Below are 14,692 nucleotides of genomic sequence, written 5' to 3' on the forward strand. Positions count from 1 at the left end.
GGGCTATCGAGTCGGCGGGGGCAAGTCCGCCGCCTCGATCACCCGCCATTCCCCTGGCGCCAGTCCCTCCAGGTTCCAGGGGCCGACGGCCCAGCGGATCAGGCGCAGGGTGGGGAAGCCCACCTTGGCGGTCATGCGCCGCACCTGCCGGTTCTTGCCTTCCTTCAGCACCAGTTCCAGCCAGGCGGTGGGAATCGCTGCCCGGTAGCGTATCGGCGGGTTGCGGGGCCACAGGTCCGCAGGTTCTTCCATCAACTGTGCCTGGCAGGGGCGGGTGACGAAATCCCCCAGGTCCACGCCGCGTCGCAGCCGGGCCAGGGCCTCCTCGTCGGGTATCCGTTCCACCTGGGCCCAGTAGGTCTTGGCCAGCTTGTGGCGGGGATCGGCAATGCGCGCCTGGAGCGGGCCGTTGTCGGTCAGCACCAGCAGGCCCTCGCTGTCCGTATCCAGGCGGCCGGCGGGATAGACCCCCGGCAGGGGAATGTAGTCCTTCAGGGTGGGGCGTCCATCCGTGTCGGTGAATTGGGTCATCACCCCGTAGGGCTTGTTGAACAACACGAACTTGGCCAAAGATCAGGCTCCCGTCGCAGTGTCCGGATAGGCATGGCAAAAGCGCAATGCCTCCGGATAGGGAAAGAAGTCCCGCAGCTTGCCGTCGCGGATATCGGCCTGGGCCTGTTTCCAGAACTCCGCGTCCAGCAGGTCGGCGTGATACTTCATGAACATGCTGCGTATGCGGGGCGAAGTCAGCAGGAAGGTGGCGAACTCCTCGGGGAAGATGTCGTTCCTGCCCACGGAATACCAGGCTTCGCCGGATAGCTCCATTTCCGGATAGGGGGCCGGCGGGATGCGGCGGAAGTTGCAGTCGGTCATGTACTCGATTTCGTCGTAGTCGTAGAACACCACTCGGCCGTAACGGGTGACGCCGAAGTTTTTCCAGAGCATGTCGCCGGGGAAGATGTTGGCGCTGGCCAGTTCCCGGATGGCGTCGCCGTATTCTTTGACGCCCTGTTCGATCAGGTCTTCCCGGCCGCTGCGCTCGGCCCGGTCCAGGAAAAGGTTGAGGGGCTCCATGCGCCGTTCGATGTAGAGGTGCCGGATGATCAGATCCTCGCCGTCTTCCTCCAGCAGGGACGGCACCTCCCGCTGCAATTCCTCGATCAGTTCCGGGGAAAAGCGGGCGCGGGGAAAGGCGGCATTGGAGAATTCCAGGGTGTCGGCCATGCGCCCCACCCGGTCCACCTGCTTGACCAGCTGGTACTTGCGCCGCACCGTTGCGTGGTCCACTTCCTTGATGAAGCCGAACTTGTCCTTGATGATCTTGAACACATAGGGATAGGACGGCAGGGTGAATACCATCATTACCAGGCCGCGGATGCCGGGGGCCACGACGAACTGGTCCTGGGAGTGGCCCAGGTGATGTATCAGGTCCCGGAAGAACATGGTCTTGCCCTGCTTGCCCAGGCCCAGCATGGTGTACAACTCGGAACGGGGCTTGCCGGGCATGATGGAGCGGAGGAACTGCACATAGGCCGAGGGCACCTCCATATCCACCAGGAAGTAGGCCCGGGACAGGGAAAACAGGATGCTGATCAGCCCCGGATCGAGCAGGATGGTGTCGAGATAGAGCCCCCCTGCTGGGGAATGCAGCACCGGTATCGCGAAGGGATACTCCATGCTCCCATTGACGGCCTTGCCGATCACGTAGGCCCCCTTGTTGCGGTAGAAGGGAGAATGCAGCACCTGGATTTGCAAGTTCGCTTCCTTCCTGGGCCATTCGCCAAGAAGGGTCAGTGCCGTCTGATAGATGTGCTCCACGTCCCGCGTCAGGTTGTCAAAGGGGCGTTCCCAGCCGAAATCCTGGAATATTCGGACCATGGTCTCTCGCAGTCCCTGCCCACCGGGGTAATAGCTGCGATAGGCCGGAGGAATGGATTCGATGTATTCGGTGGAAATGGCCGGCCGGACGAAAATGAAGTCGTTGTGAAAATAGGTCCGGTGCATGATGCGGCAGAACACCGAGTTGAAGAAGGTTTCGGCCAGCTCCGGTTGCTTGTGATTGATCAGCAGGCCGATATAAAGCAGCTTTGCCTGCTGCCAGGTATCGTCGTCGATGGGCTTGGGGCCGAAGATTTCCCGCAGATAGGCGCTGGTTTCTCCCACCCGGTCGTCGTAGAACTGGATGCGGTTCCTTACCGCTTGCTGGATGCCATGCCAGTCGGCCACCTCGTAACGCCCCTTGGCTACCATGGAGCATTCACGAAACAGGCGGTAGTGATTGTTGAAGCCTTCGATCAGGATGATGGCGATACGCTTGGCGATCGGGTTGCTGCCGCTCACTTGGGTCATGCAGCGTCCTTCCTGTTTGAATCCGTGAAAATTCTAGCACTGGAGTTCGATTTACATTCCGCAATGTGAAATAGATTTTCGCCATCCGGTTTTGAATAAAAGATAAAATATACAAGAGTTGTTTCAGCGGGCGTCTGGGGACCTCCCGGCGTCTGAGCTTGCAGGCCGCGGCTTACCCGTTGCGGCCGATTTCAACGTGGAATCTTGGAGGAAACATGGCCGCAGGAAAGTCAAAAATCATCTATACGCTGACCGACGAGGCGCCCTTTCTGGCGACTTGCGCGTTTCTGCCTGTCGTTCGCACCTTTACGGAGCCGGCGGGGATCGAAGTCGAGACGGCGGACATCTCGGTGGCGGCACGGGTGCTGGCCGAGTTTCCCGAGTGCCTGAAGGAAGAGCAGCGGGTGCCGAACACCCTGGCCCAGCTCGGCAAGATGACTCTCGAGCCGGACGCCAACATCATCAAGCTGCCCAACATCAGTGCCTCCGTGGCCCAGTTGATCGCCTGCGTCAAGGAGCTCCAAGGCAAGGGCTATGCCATTCCCGACTATCCGGAAAATCCGACCACCGAGGAGCAAAAGGCCCTCAAGACACGCTATGCGAAGTGCCTGGGTTCCGCCGTCAATCCGGTGCTGCGCGAGGGCAACTCCGACCGCCGCGCACCGGCCGCCGTCAAGAACTACGCCAAGAAGCACCCCCATTCCATGGGCGAATGGAAGCAGTGGTCGCAGACCCATGTCTCCCACATGCATGCGGGTGACTTCTACCACGGCGAGAAGTCCATGACCCTGGACAAGGCTCGCGACGTGCGCATGGATCTGGTCGGCAAGAGCGGCAAGACCACGGTGCTGAAGCCGAAGACCTCCCTGCTTGAAGGCGAGATCATCGACTCCATGTTCATGAGCAAGAAGGCTCTCTGCGACTTCTACGAAAAGGAACTCGACGATTGCCGCGAGTCCGGCATCCTGTTCTCGCTGCACGTCAAGGCGACGATGATGAAGGTCTCCCACCCCATCGTCTTCGGCCACTGCGTGAAGATCTACTACAAGGAAGCCTTCGAGAAGCACGGCAAGCTGTTCGACGAGTTGGGCATCAACGTCAACAACGGCATGGCGACTCTCTACGAAAAGATCAAGACGTTGCCGGAGTCCAAGCACGACGAGATCATCCGCGACCTGCACGCCTGCCAGGAGCATCGTCCGCGGCTGGCCATGGTCGATTCGGCCAAGGGCATCACCAACTTCCATTCGCCCAACGACATCATCGTCGATGCGTCGATGCCAGCCATGATCCGCCAGGGTGGCAAGATGTGGGGGGCCGACGGCAAGCAGTACGACAGCAAGTGCGTGATGCCGGAATCGACTTTCGCTCGCATCTACCAGGAGATGATCAACTTCTGCAAATGGCACGGCAACTTCGATCCGAAGACCATGGGCACGGTGCCCAACGTTGGTCTGATGGCGCAGCAGGCCGAGGAGTACGGCTCCCACGACAAGACCTTCGAGATTCCCGAAGCCGGCATCGCCAACATCGTCGACATCGCCACCGGTGAAGTGCTGCTCACCCAGAATGTGGAAGCCGGTGATATCTGGCGCATGTGCCAGGTCAAGGATGCGCCGATTCGCGACTGGGTCAAACTGGCCGTGACGCGTGCCAGGAACTCCGGCATGCCGGCCATCTTCTGGCTGGATCCGTACCGTCCTCACGAGAACGAGCTGATCAAGAAGGTTCAGACGTACCTGAAGGATCACGATACGACCGGCCTCGACATCCAGATCATGTCCCAGGTCCGTGCCATGCGCTTCACGCTGGAGCGCGTTGCGCGCGGCCTGGACACCATCTCGGTGACCGGCAATATCCTGCGCGACTACCTGACCGACCTGTTCCCGATCATGGAGCTGGGCACCTCGGCCAAGATGCTGTCGATCGTTCCGCTGATGAATGGCGGTGGCATGTACGAGACCGGTGCCGGCGGCTCGGCGCCCAAGCATGTCCAGCAACTGACCCAGGAAAACCACCTGCGCTGGGATTCCCTGGGCGAATACCTTGCCTTGGCGGTGTCCCTGGAGGATCTCGGCATCAAGGAAAACAACCCTCGTGCCAAGCTGCTGGCCAGGACCCTCGACGCAGCGACTGGCAAGCTCCTTGATAACAACAAGTCGCCTTCGCCGAAAACCGGCGAACTCGACAACCGGGGCTCCCAATTCTATTTGGCCATGTTCTGGGCCCAGGAACTGGCTGCGCAAACCGAGGACAAGGACTTGGCGGTGCGCTTCGCGGCCCTCGCCAAGACCCTGGCCAACAGCGAAGAGCAGATCGTCGCCGAGCTCAAGGCAGTGCAGGGCAAGCCGGCCGATATCGGCGGCTACTACATGGCCGATGGAGCGAAGTGCGAGGCGGTGATGCGTCCCAGCCCGACCTTCAACGCCGTGCTGACGGCGGCGAACGCCTAAGCCATCGCGCCTTTCACGCGCCCACGATCACGGCCCGCCAGTATTGGCGGGCCGTTTTGCTTTCAGGCCCGACCGTCCCCGGGAATGGTCAGTCCGTCGTCTTTGTCGCATAATCGGCGAGTGCGCCAGTCGACCAATGTGTCTCCCGGCGCTGCACCTCTCAAGGTCCTTAACTCACGAGGGAGTACATATGACTTCACTGATCAAGATTCCCGCCGAAGGCACGAAAATCATCCCCGGCCAACCCACCCCCGACAATCCCATCATTCCCTTCATCGAAGGCGATGGCATCGGTGTCGACATCACTCCGGTAATGAAAAAAGTTGTCGATGCGGCCGTGGCCAAGGCCTATGGCGGCAAGAAGAAGATTTCCTGGATGGAGGTCTATGCCGGTGAAAAATCCACCCAGCTTTATGGCCCCGATGTCTGGCTGCCCAAGGACACCCTGGATGCCTGCAAGGAATACTCGGTTTCCATCAAGGGCCCGATGACCACCCCAGTGGGCGGCGGCATCCGCTCCCTGAATGTGGCCCTGCGTCAGGAACTGGATCTGTATCAGTGCGTGCGTCCGGTGCGCTACTTCAAGGGCGTGCCTTCTCCCCTGAAGAACCCCGAACTGACCGACATGGTGATCTACCGCGAAAACACGGAAGACATCTATGCTGGCATCGAATGGGCCAATGGCACCGACCCATGCAGGAAGGTCATCAAGTTCCTGCAGGAGGAGATGGGCGTCACCAAGATCCGCTTCCCCGAGACCTCCGGCATCGGTATCAAGCCTGTCTCGGTTGAAGGCACCGAGCGCCTGGTGCGCGCCGCCATCAGGTACGCCATCGACAACAAGCGCAAGTCGGTGACCATCGTGCACAAGGGCAACATCATGAAGTTCACCGAAGGCAACTTCCGTGACTCTGCCTATGCCCTGGCCAAGCGCGAGTTTGGTGGCGTCGAGATCGACGGCGGCCCCTGGCTCAAGCTACCGGCGGACAAGGGGGGCATCGTCATCAAGGACGCCATCGCCGACGCCTTCCTTCAGCAAATCCTGCTGCGTCCCGCCGAATACGACGTGATCGCCACCACCAATCTGAATGGGGACTACATCTCCGATGCCCTGGCGGCCCAGGTGGGTGGTATCGGCATCGCTCCCGGCGCCAACATCTCGGACAAGTACGCCTGTTTCGAGGCCACCCACGGTACCGCTCCCAAGTACGCCGGCCAGGACAAGGTGAACCCCGGTTCCCTGATCCTTTCCGCCGAAATGATGCTGCGTCACCTGGGCTGGCGCGAAGCGGCCGACCTGATCGTCAAGTCCATGGAAGCCGCCATCGGCGACAAGATCGTGACCTACGATTTCGCCCGCCTGATGGACGGCGCCAAGGAGGTGTCCTGTTCTGCCTTCGGCGACGCCATGATCGCCCGCATGTAAGCCATATGTTCGCTGCTCATTGACCCGCTACGCTCGACGGTCACCCTCGACTCTGTTGATAACGCGGCGGGCAAAAAAGAAGCCCGCCATTTGGCGGGCTTCTTTTTTGGTGTCGGTGCTGTCGCCGACGCCTTCTTAGGCCTTCTGGATATTAGAGGCCTGCTTGCCTTTGGGGCCCTGGGTGACGTCGAAGGAAACGCGTTCCCCTTCCTTTAGCGTCTTGAAACCGGGCATGTTGATGGCGGAGAAATGCGCGAACAAGTCTTCACTACCATCTTCCGGCGTAATGAAGCCGAAACCCTTGGCGTCGTTAAACCACTTGACAGTACCAGTTGCCATAAACCCTCTTCCTTAATATTGGTCCAAACGATCCGGCATCGAGGTGACACGCACCCGGCGCCGGGACATGCCTGAACAAGATCACCACTGAGGAAGGGGCCATGCGGTGTTTCAGAAGCCTGAAGAACTGCGGGGCATTCGACATTGCGGTGTGACACTTGAATCAAACACGGTTCGCCTTTTACGCACTTTGTTTTTTGGCGTCAACAATTTTTTTTTGCTGCGTGACAACATTCCAACAGTCAGTCACCGTGCGGATTTGGCGCTGAATCGTGCCCCTATTCGAAGCCGTTGGGGACGTTGCAGTGCCACCGATTCGAATTAGAATCGAAACATGCCCTCCAGGAAGGAAAACCGTGAGCACGGGAACAGTGTGGCGCTTGCCCCCAAGAAGAGCAGGGTTAAGCCCCCGCCGCTCTATCGGGTGTTCCTGCTCAACGACGATTTCACCCCGATGGATTTCGTTATCGTCGTGCTGGAGAATTTTTTTGCCATGAACCGGGAAATGGCTACGTTGGTCATGCTCAAGGTGCACCATGAGGGCAAGGGCCTCTGCGGTGAGTATCCCCATGATGTCGCCGCCACCAAGGTGGAACGAGTCACGACATTTGCCCGTCAACATCAACATCCGCTGGCCTGCGTGATGGAGGAAGTACGATGATTGCCCAGGAACTTGAAGTCAGTCTGCACATGGCTTTTGTCGAAGCTCGGCAAAAGAGGCATGAATTCATCACTGTCGAGCACCTCCTGCTGGCATTGCTGGACAACCCCTCGGCGGCCCATGTATTGCGGGCCTGCGCTGCCAATCTGGAGGATCTGCGGCGGGAACTCGCCACCTTCATTACCGAGCACACGCCCACCCTGTCGGGTACCGAAGAGATCGATACCCAGCCCACTCTGGGATTCCAGCGGGTGATCCAGCGGGCCATCCTGCATGTGCAGTCCTCGGGCAAGAAGGAAGTGACTGGCGCCAACGTGCTGGTGGCCATCTTTGGGGAGAAGGAGTCCCACGCGGTGTATTTCCTGCAAAAGCAGGAAATCTCCCGGCTCGATGTGGTGAACTTCATTTCCCATGGTATTTCCAAGGCTCCCCAGGCCGCCGCCGGCAAGGGCGAGGAGCCTCATGAGACCGAGGCCGAGACCCAGGAGAAGGGCGGCGCCCTTGAAAGCTATACCCAGAATCTCAATCTGATGGCCTTGGCCGGCAAGATTGATCCCCTGGTCGGCCGCGAAAAGGAACTGGAACGGGTGATCCAGACCTTGTGCCGGCGCAGGAAGAACAATCCCTTGCTGGTGGGGGAGGCCGGGGTGGGCAAGACCGCCATTGCCGAAGGTCTTGCCCATCGGATTGTCGAAGGCAAGATTCCCGAGATATTGTCAGACGCCACGGTGTACGCTCTGGACATGGGCGCCCTGCTGGCAGGGACCAAGTACCGGGGGGATTTTGAGCAGCGGCTCAAGGCGGTACTCAAACAGTTGCTGGACAACCCCAGGTCGATCCTGTTCATTGATGAAATTCACACCCTGATTGGTGCCGGTGCTGCTTCGGGAGGTACCTTGGACGCCTCGAACCTACTCAAGCCGGCGTTGTCATCGGGTAATATGAAATGCATCGGCGCCACCACCTTCACCGAGTTCCGGGGTGTTTTCGAGAAGGATCACGCCCTTTCCCGGCGCTTCCAAAAGGTGGATGTGAACGAACCCTCGGTAGAGGAGACCATCGCCATCCTGCGCGGTCTCAAGAGCCGCTTCGAGGATCACCACGGTGTCAAGTATTCTGCGGCGGCCATCACCTCGGCAGCGGAGTTGGCGGCCAAGTACATCAACGACCGCCACCTGCCCGACAAGGCCATCGACGTTATCGACGAGGCGGGAGCCGCCCAGCGCATCCTGCCCAAGTCCCGGCAGAAGAAGCTGATCGGCAAGCCGGAGATCGAGGACATCGTCGCCAAGATCGCCCGCATTCCGCCTCAGCATGTGTCCTCCGATGACCGCTCGGCCCTGAAAAACCTGGAGCGGGATCTGCGCAATGTGGTGTTCGGCCAGGATGCGGCTATTGCCGCCCTGGCCAAGGCCATCAAGATGTCCCGTTCGGGACTGGGGAATCCTCAGAAGCCCATTGGCTCCTTCCTGTTTTCCGGCCCCACCGGGGTCGGCAAGACGGAAGTGGCCCGCCAGCTCGCCTACTGCATGGGCATCGAACTGATCCGCTTCGACATGTCGGAATACATGGAACGCCATGCGGTGTCCCGCCTGATCGGCGCCCCGCCGGGCTATGTGGGATTCGACCAGGGTGGTCTGCTGACCGAGGCGGTGACCAAGAAACCCCACGCGGTACTGTTGCTGGACGAGATCGAAAAGGCCCACCCGGATGTTTTCAACATCCTGCTGCAGGTCATGGATCACGGCACTCTGACTGACAACAACGGCCGCAAGGCGGACTTCCGCAATGTGGTGATCGTGATGACCACCAATGCCGGCGCCGAGGCCCTGCAGCGCGCCACCATTGGCTTCACCTCGGGCAAGCAGGCTGGCGACGAGATGGGCGAGATCAAGCGCCTGTTCAGCCCGGAGTTTCGCAACCGCCTGGATGCGGTGATCTCCTTCCGCGCCCTGGATACCGAGATCATCCTGCGGGTGGTGGACAAGTTCCTGATGCAGCTGGAAGGCCAGTTGCACGAGAAAAAGGTGGAAGCCATCTTCACCGACAGCCTGCGGGCCTGGCTGGCCGAGCAGGGCTTCGATCCGCTGATGGGGGCCAGACCCATGGCCCGGTTGATTCAGGACACCATTCGTTCTGCCCTGGCCGACGAGTTGCTGTTCGGCCGCCTGGTGAACGGCGGCAAGGTGGTCATCGATCTGGACGAGGATGCAACCGATGGCCACAAGGTCAAGCTCAACATCGAGCAAGAGCTTGCTGAGACGCCAAGACCTACCCCAATTGGCTCCTGAAACAACAACGGCCCCAAGGGCCGTTGTCTTAACGCAGTAGATCAGCGATGCCGGCTACCCGAATGGTGGTTGGCGCCGCTTCGTGGTTTGGGCGGGCTTCTGCGGGCGGCGTCGGAACGGCCGGGGCCTGCCGGGCCACGGCTTGAAAAACCACCGGGCCGTGCGACGCGGGGTTTTTGCAGCGGTTCCGGCCGGATGCTGGGGTCCGGTTCGAATCCCGGTTCCATGCGTTTTTCGATGCCACGCTTGAGCACTTTCTCGATATCCCGCAACAGCTTCTGCTCGTCGATGCAGACCAGGGATATCGCCGCGCCATCGGCACCGGCCCGGCCGGTGCGGCCGATGCGGTGTACATAGTCTTCCGGCACATTGGGTAACTCGTAGTTCACCACCTGGGGCAGTTGGTCGATGTCGATGCCCCGGGCAGCGATATCGGTGGCCACCAGCACATTCACCTTGAGGCGCTTGAAGTCATCCAGAGCCCGTTGCCGGGCGCCCTGAGTCTTGTTGCCGTGCAGGGCGGCGGAACTGATGCCGTTCTGCTCCAGGTGCCGCGCAAGGGCATCGGCGCCGTGCTTGGTGCGGGTGAATACCAACACCTGGTGCCAGCTATGATCCTTGATCAGCTTCACCAGCAGATCTTTCTTGCGCACCCGGTCCACCGGATACACGGCCTGGGCAACCGCTTCCGCTGGCGCATTGCGGCGCGCCACCTCGACACTGATTGGGTCTACCAGCAGGCCCTGAGCCAGACCGCGAATCTCGTCGGAGAAGGTGGCGGAGAAGAGCAGGCTTTGCTTTTTCTTCGGCAGCAGGGAAATGATGCGCCGAATGTCGCGGATGAAGCCCATGTCCAGCATCCGGTCGGCCTCGTCCAGCACCAGGATCTCGATGCCCGACAGGTCGGCATTGCGTTCGTTGATATGGTCCAGCAGGCGCCCGGGAGTGGCCACCACGATGTCGGTGCCGGACTTCAGTGCACGGGTCTGGGGACCCATGCTGACGCCGCCATAAATGGCGGTGGCCCGCAGGGGCAGGTGGGCACCATAGGTGCGTACACTGTCATGGACCTGGACCGCCAGTTCCCGGGTAGGGGTCAGAATCAGCGCACGGGGCTTGAAGCGCTTGACGGAAAGGGCGCTGTCCGCTGACAGAAGGTGCAGGATGGGCAGGGTGAAACCGGCCGTCTTGCCGGTGCCGGTCTGGGCCGCGGCCATCAGGTCGCGGCCTTGCAGGGCGATGGGAATCGCCTGGGATTGAATCGGGGTCGGGGTATCGTAACCCTGGCCGGCAATGGACTTGAGAATCTCGGCGCGCAGGCCGAGGCTGGAAAAACTCATGGAGGTACTCCTGGATTCAGCCCCGCGCGCACTTGGACACGAGCCAGTCTGGGCCGAAACACTCAAGGGAGAAAGATGCGCGCAAGTAGCGCGACGCCCTGGCAAACAGACTGAAGGAAGACCAGGGAAGGGGCGCGGAGTGTACCACCGTCAGCGCCGGACCGCCGGACAATATTTCATTTAATGAAATGTATTTCATATCTCGAAATATAAAGACTAACCCAATGATTTTTGTAATAAATATTTTTATCTTAAGTCTTATATAAGACATAAGATAAATCTCTATACTGCGGACCTGTCGGCGTTACTTCAATACGCGCCGTCATCCAACCCCAAATGTATTAGGAGAATCCGCCATGACCACCCGCCAACAAGCCATCGCGCAACTGAAAAAGGATTGGGCCGAGAACCCCCGCTGGAAAGGCGTCAAGCGCGGTTACTCCGCCGAGGACGTGGTGCGTCTGCGCGGTTCCGTCCAGATCGAGTACTCCCTGGCCAAGAGCGGTGCCGAGAAGCTGTGGGAAAAGATCAACGGTGGTGCCAAGAAAGGCTATGTGAATGCCTTCGGCGCCATCACCGCCGGCCAGGCCATGCAGCAGGCCAAGGCGGGTCTGGAGGCTGTCTATCTGTCAGGCTGGCAGGTGGCCGCCGATGGCAACACCTCCGAGACCATGTACCCCGACCAGTCCCTGTATGCCTATGACTCGGTGCCGACCATGGTCCGCCGCATCAACAATACCTTCAAGCGCGCCGACGAGATCCAGTGGTCCCGGGACATCAATCCCGGCGACAAGGATTTCGTCGACTATTTCCTGCCCATCGTGGCGGATGCCGAAGCCGGTTTCGGCGGTGTGCTCAACGCCTTCGAACTGATGAAGAACATGATCGTCGCCGGCGCCGCCGGGGTGCACTTCGAGGATCAGCTTGCCGCCGTCAAGAAGTGCGGCCACATGGGGGGCAAGGTGCTGGTGCCGACCCAGGAAGCCATCGAGAAGCTGGTGGCTGCCCGTTTTGCTGCCGATGTGATGGGCGTGCCCACCATTGTGCTGGCCCGCACTGACGCCGAGGCCGCCAATCTGCTGACTTCCGATTACGACGCCAACGACAAGCCCTTCCTCACCGGCGAACGCACCCCGGAAGGTTTCTACCGGGTCAAGAACGGTCTGGAGCAGGCCATCAGCCGCGGCGTGGCCTACGCGCCCTATGCCGATCTGGTGTGGTGCGAGACCGGCACGCCGGACCTGGGCTTCGCCCGGGAGTTCGCCCAGGCGGTGCAGGCCAAGTGCCCCGGCAAGCTGCTGTCCTACAATTGCTCGCCCTCCTTCAACTGGAAGAAGAATCTGGATGACAAGACCATCGCCAAGTTCCAGGACGAACTGGCGGCCCTGGGCTACAAGTATCAGTTCATCACCCTGGCCGGCATCCACATCAACTGGTTCAACACCTTCCAGTTCGCTCATGCCTACGCACGGGGCGAAGGCATGAAGCACTATGTGGATATGGTGCAGGAGCAGGAATTCGCTGCCCGCGAGAAGGGCTACACCTTCGTTTCCCACCAGCAGGAAGTGGGGGCCGGCTATTTCGACGACGTGACCACGGTGATCCAGGGCGGCCAGTCCAGCGTCAAAGCACTGACCGGTTCCACCGAGGAAGAGCAGTTCCACTGAGCATCACGAGTGCCCTGGAATATCCGGGGAGGAAATCAGAAGCCGACTCCGTGAGGGGTCGGCTTTTTTACTGGATTTGGCTTCAGAACCCGAAGATTCCCTTCAGCACACCCTTGACAGCCCCCGCCGCACCGCCGCCGGGCAGGATGTCCGTGGGGCTGGGTCGTGCTTCCTGGGGCTGGGGCATGGCTTCCATCAAGGGGGTGAAGGCTGTTGATTTGAACCGGGCTTTGGCGAACCACTCCGGTTCCCAGCGGGCCTTGGGATCCTTGGGACGGGGCGGATGGGCGAAGTTGGCTTCGTCGCCATAGGCGATGAAGCGGAGCAGGGCCTGGGGCGCGGCGGCCACTACCTGGGCCGGCACGGCGCATTCGGTGGTGGCGGGGGGCAGCAGCACTTTTTCCTTGATCAGCCGGGCCACCTCGGCGTTGGGCAGGTAGTCGAAGAACTGCTCGCCAAATTCCTTGCTGTTGCTGGAGGTCCACCAGACCATGTCCTCGCCGCCCTCCTTGCTGCCCATGACGCTGGCGAAATAGCCGGTGGCGTTGGCGATGCTGTTCCAGCTCACGTTCATGGCGGCGGCCTCGGTCTTTTTCACCGTCAGTTCCACCGGGGCGAGAAAGTCGTGGTGTTCGTCCAGGGCGAAACGGATTTCCGGAGCGTAGCTGGCCTGGATCAGGTGATCTCCCTGGAGTGAGCCTTCGTTGGGCACCCGGGTGGCGTCACGGTCGTTGGGCCAGTCGCCATAGCCGCGGGAGCGGCCGGGGGCGGGCGGGGTGGGCAGGGACAGGCGGCGGGAAAAGAGGCCGCCGGGCCACTGGCTGCTGGCCATTTTGGCGAAGTCGATCACCAGGGGCTGGCCGGCGCGGGCCTGTTCGCCGCAGCCCCAGAAGATCAAGAGTCGTCCCTTGGGTCGTTCGAAGCCGCCGGGGGCCTCGGTTTCGCTGGCGGGTGGTGGCGCGGGGGCTTTCTGGGGAGTCACCAGGGGCAGCGCCCGTCCCATGTTGAGTCCGGCGGGAATCTGGTGTTCCGCCGTGGGGTCGGCACCGGCATTTTTCTGGGAGCCCAGTTGCAACAGCATGCGACGGGACGAGGTGGACATGCCGCCACCCAGGGCCATCCGCGCCATGTCGCCCATGGAGGGCGCACCTCCTCCCATGGGCAGACCAGAGGAGGTTTCGGCACTCAGCCAGTAGGTGGCGACGGGAGGCTTGCTGGCGCCCTGGGCGAATGCCGGGGATGCGCCGAGAAGCAGCAGCGGAAGGCAATTACGGATGTTCATGACAGTCTCCATGATGAATGGCTGCCGTGAATGGTAATCCTGTTGCCGGGAAACATCAGGTTCTTAGCGTGACCCCTTGCGGTTCAGAAATTCCGACATCCTCCGCTGGGCCTCGGCATCGGTCTGGATCAGGCTCACCGCCAGGGATTCGGCAAAGAGTCCGTCGGCGGCGGCCATGTTGTCGATGCGGGGCAGGGCGTTGGTGATGAACCAGTTGGCGGTGGTCGTGTTGGCGGCGATGGTGGCGGCCAGTTCACGGGCCTTGGACAGGCCGGCGTCCGCTGCCACACCGTAGTGGGCGAGGCCCAGGCCGAGGGCTTCTTCGGTACGGTAGATGCGGCGCGTCAACATCATTTCCGCCATGCGATCCGGCCCCAGGATGCGGCCCAGACGCACCGTGGAGCCGCAGCCCATGAACAGGCCGTGCGCCGCCTCAGGCAGCTGGAACCAGGCTGTGGCCTCGGCGACGCGGACATGGGCGGTCAGCGCCAGTTCCAGGCCGCCGCCGATCACGGCGCCCTTCAGCACCGCCACCAGCGGAATGCCGCTGAACTGCATGCGGTCGAAAATGGCCTGCCGGCGCCGGGAGGTATGCAACACGTCGATGGCATCCAGCGTCTGATGTTCGCCCAGATCGCCGCCGGCGCAGAAATGCTCCCCTTCCGCCGTCAGGATGGCGACCCGTACCGACGGCGGCGGCGCAGCGAAGTATTTGCCGAGGCGCTCATACATGGCGTGGGTCAGCGCATTGCGCTTGGCCGGGCGGTTCAGGGTCAGGGTGGCGATGCCGTCCTGTTCTTCGATGCGGATCAGGTCTTCAGACATGGGGAATCAGCAAAAAAACGGCCCTGCCGAAAGGGCAGGGCCGAGGGTTGCAGGAGCGG

11 protein-coding genes are annotated in these 14,692 nt (G+C 61.0%); 5 read left to right on the forward strand and 6 right to left on the reverse strand.

All coding sequences use genetic code 11. The features are described 5' to 3' along the window. Positions 1–3: 3 nt before the first annotated feature. Both DENOEST_RS02840 and aceK read right to left on the reverse strand, forming a co-directional pair. Positions 4–570 carry a pseudouridine synthase gene (locus tag DENOEST_RS02840; protein WP_145769903.1) on the reverse strand — a complete coding sequence of 189 codons (567 nt, stop codon included), beginning with the start codon at positions 568–570 and terminating at the stop codon, positions 4–6. Between the two features lie 3 nt (positions 571–573). Continuing rightward, positions 574–2,349: a bifunctional isocitrate dehydrogenase kinase/phosphatase gene (aceK, locus tag DENOEST_RS02845; protein ID WP_145769904.1), complete on the reverse strand. Its 1,776-nt coding sequence runs from the start codon at positions 2,347–2,349 to the stop codon at positions 574–576. A gap of 215 nt (positions 2,350–2,564) precedes the next feature. Here aceK and DENOEST_RS02850 point away from each other — a divergent pair, with 215 nt between their 5' ends. Both DENOEST_RS02850 and icd read left to right on the forward strand, forming a co-directional pair. Beyond that, positions 2,565–4,802 carry an NADP-dependent isocitrate dehydrogenase gene (locus tag DENOEST_RS02850; RefSeq protein WP_145769905.1) on the forward strand — a complete coding sequence of 746 codons (2,238 nt, stop codon included), beginning with the start codon at positions 2,565–2,567 and terminating at the stop codon, positions 4,800–4,802. A gap of 190 nt (positions 4,803–4,992) precedes the next feature. Next, positions 4,993–6,228 (forward strand): NADP-dependent isocitrate dehydrogenase, encoded by a 1,236-nt coding sequence (gene icd / locus DENOEST_RS02855; RefSeq protein ID WP_145769906.1) that lies wholly within the window; start codon positions 4,993–4,995, stop codon positions 6,226–6,228. Positions 6,229–6,363: 135 nt separating this feature from the next. On the opposite strand, the gene DENOEST_RS02860 is transcribed toward icd, so the two are convergent. Next, positions 6,364–6,567: a cold-shock protein gene (locus DENOEST_RS02860; protein WP_145769907.1), complete on the reverse strand. Its 204-nt coding sequence runs from the start codon at positions 6,565–6,567 to the stop codon at positions 6,364–6,366. 334 nt (positions 6,568–6,901) lie between these two features. On the opposite strand from DENOEST_RS02860, the gene clpS reads away from it, so the two are divergent. Continuing rightward, positions 6,902–7,228, forward strand: a complete 327-nt coding sequence (gene clpS, locus DENOEST_RS02865; protein ID WP_145769908.1) for an ATP-dependent Clp protease adapter ClpS — start codon at positions 6,902–6,904, stop codon at positions 7,226–7,228. Then, a complete protein-coding gene (clpA, locus tag DENOEST_RS02870) occupies positions 7,225–9,519 on the forward strand; it encodes an ATP-dependent Clp protease ATP-binding subunit ClpA (protein WP_145769909.1) in 2,295 nt (764 codons plus the stop codon). Before clpS ends, clpA begins: the two co-directional genes overlap by 4 nt. Before the next feature lie 41 nt (positions 9,520–9,560). Here the strand turns inward: clpA and DENOEST_RS02875 are convergent, their stop codons facing one another. Further along, entirely contained in the window at positions 9,561–10,859 is a 1,299-nt protein-coding gene (locus DENOEST_RS02875) for a DEAD/DEAH box helicase (RefSeq protein ID WP_145769910.1), read from the reverse strand. A gap of 356 nt (positions 10,860–11,215) precedes the next feature. On the opposite strand from DENOEST_RS02875, the gene aceA reads away from it, so the two are divergent. After that, the gene (gene aceA / locus DENOEST_RS02880; RefSeq protein ID WP_145769911.1) at positions 11,216–12,526 is read left to right on the forward strand and encodes an isocitrate lyase; all 1,311 of its coding nucleotides are present in this window, start codon (positions 11,216–11,218) and stop codon (positions 12,524–12,526) included. Positions 12,527–12,608: 82 nt separating this feature from the next. On the opposite strand, the gene DENOEST_RS02885 is transcribed toward aceA, so the two are convergent. After that, complete coding sequence (locus tag DENOEST_RS02885) at positions 12,609–13,808, reverse strand: hypothetical protein (RefSeq protein WP_145769912.1); 1,200 nt, start codon at positions 13,806–13,808, stop codon at positions 12,609–12,611. A 63-nt stretch (positions 13,809–13,871) separates the two neighbouring features. Next, the gene (locus DENOEST_RS02890; protein WP_145769913.1) at positions 13,872–14,633 is read right to left on the reverse strand and encodes a crotonase/enoyl-CoA hydratase family protein; all 762 of its coding nucleotides are present in this window, start codon (positions 14,631–14,633) and stop codon (positions 13,872–13,874) included. Positions 14,634–14,692 lie beyond the last annotated feature (59 nt).

The sequence above is a fragment of the Denitratisoma oestradiolicum genome (genome assembly GCF_902813185.1).
In the GTDB taxonomy this organism is placed as follows: Bacteria; Pseudomonadota; Gammaproteobacteria; order Burkholderiales; family Rhodocyclaceae; genus Denitratisoma; species Denitratisoma oestradiolicum.

Coding starts and splice junctions, on each gene's coding strand:
- aceK (WP_145769904.1), bottom strand. CDS start 2,349: ATGACCCAAGTGAGCGGCAGCAACCCGATCGCCAAGCGTATCGCCATC.
- DENOEST_RS02850 (WP_145769905.1), top strand. CDS start 2,565: ATGGCCGCAGGAAAGTCAAAAATCATCTATACGCTGACCGACGAGGCG.
- icd (WP_145769906.1), top strand. CDS start 4,993: ATGACTTCACTGATCAAGATTCCCGCCGAAGGCACGAAAATCATCCCC.
- DENOEST_RS02860 (WP_145769907.1), bottom strand. CDS start 6,567: ATGGCAACTGGTACTGTCAAGTGGTTTAACGACGCCAAGGGTTTCGGC.
- clpS (WP_145769908.1), top strand. CDS start 6,902: ATGCCCTCCAGGAAGGAAAACCGTGAGCACGGGAACAGTGTGGCGCTT.
- clpA (WP_145769909.1), top strand. CDS start 7,225: ATGATTGCCCAGGAACTTGAAGTCAGTCTGCACATGGCTTTTGTCGAA.
- DENOEST_RS02875 (WP_145769910.1), bottom strand. CDS start 10,859: ATGAGTTTTTCCAGCCTCGGCCTGCGCGCCGAGATTCTCAAGTCCATT.
- aceA (WP_145769911.1), top strand. CDS start 11,216: ATGACCACCCGCCAACAAGCCATCGCGCAACTGAAAAAGGATTGGGCC.
- DENOEST_RS02885 (WP_145769912.1), bottom strand. CDS start 13,808: ATGAACATCCGTAATTGCCTTCCGCTGCTGCTTCTCGGCGCATCCCCG.
- DENOEST_RS02890 (WP_145769913.1), bottom strand. CDS start 14,633: ATGTCTGAAGACCTGATCCGCATCGAAGAACAGGACGGCATCGCCACC.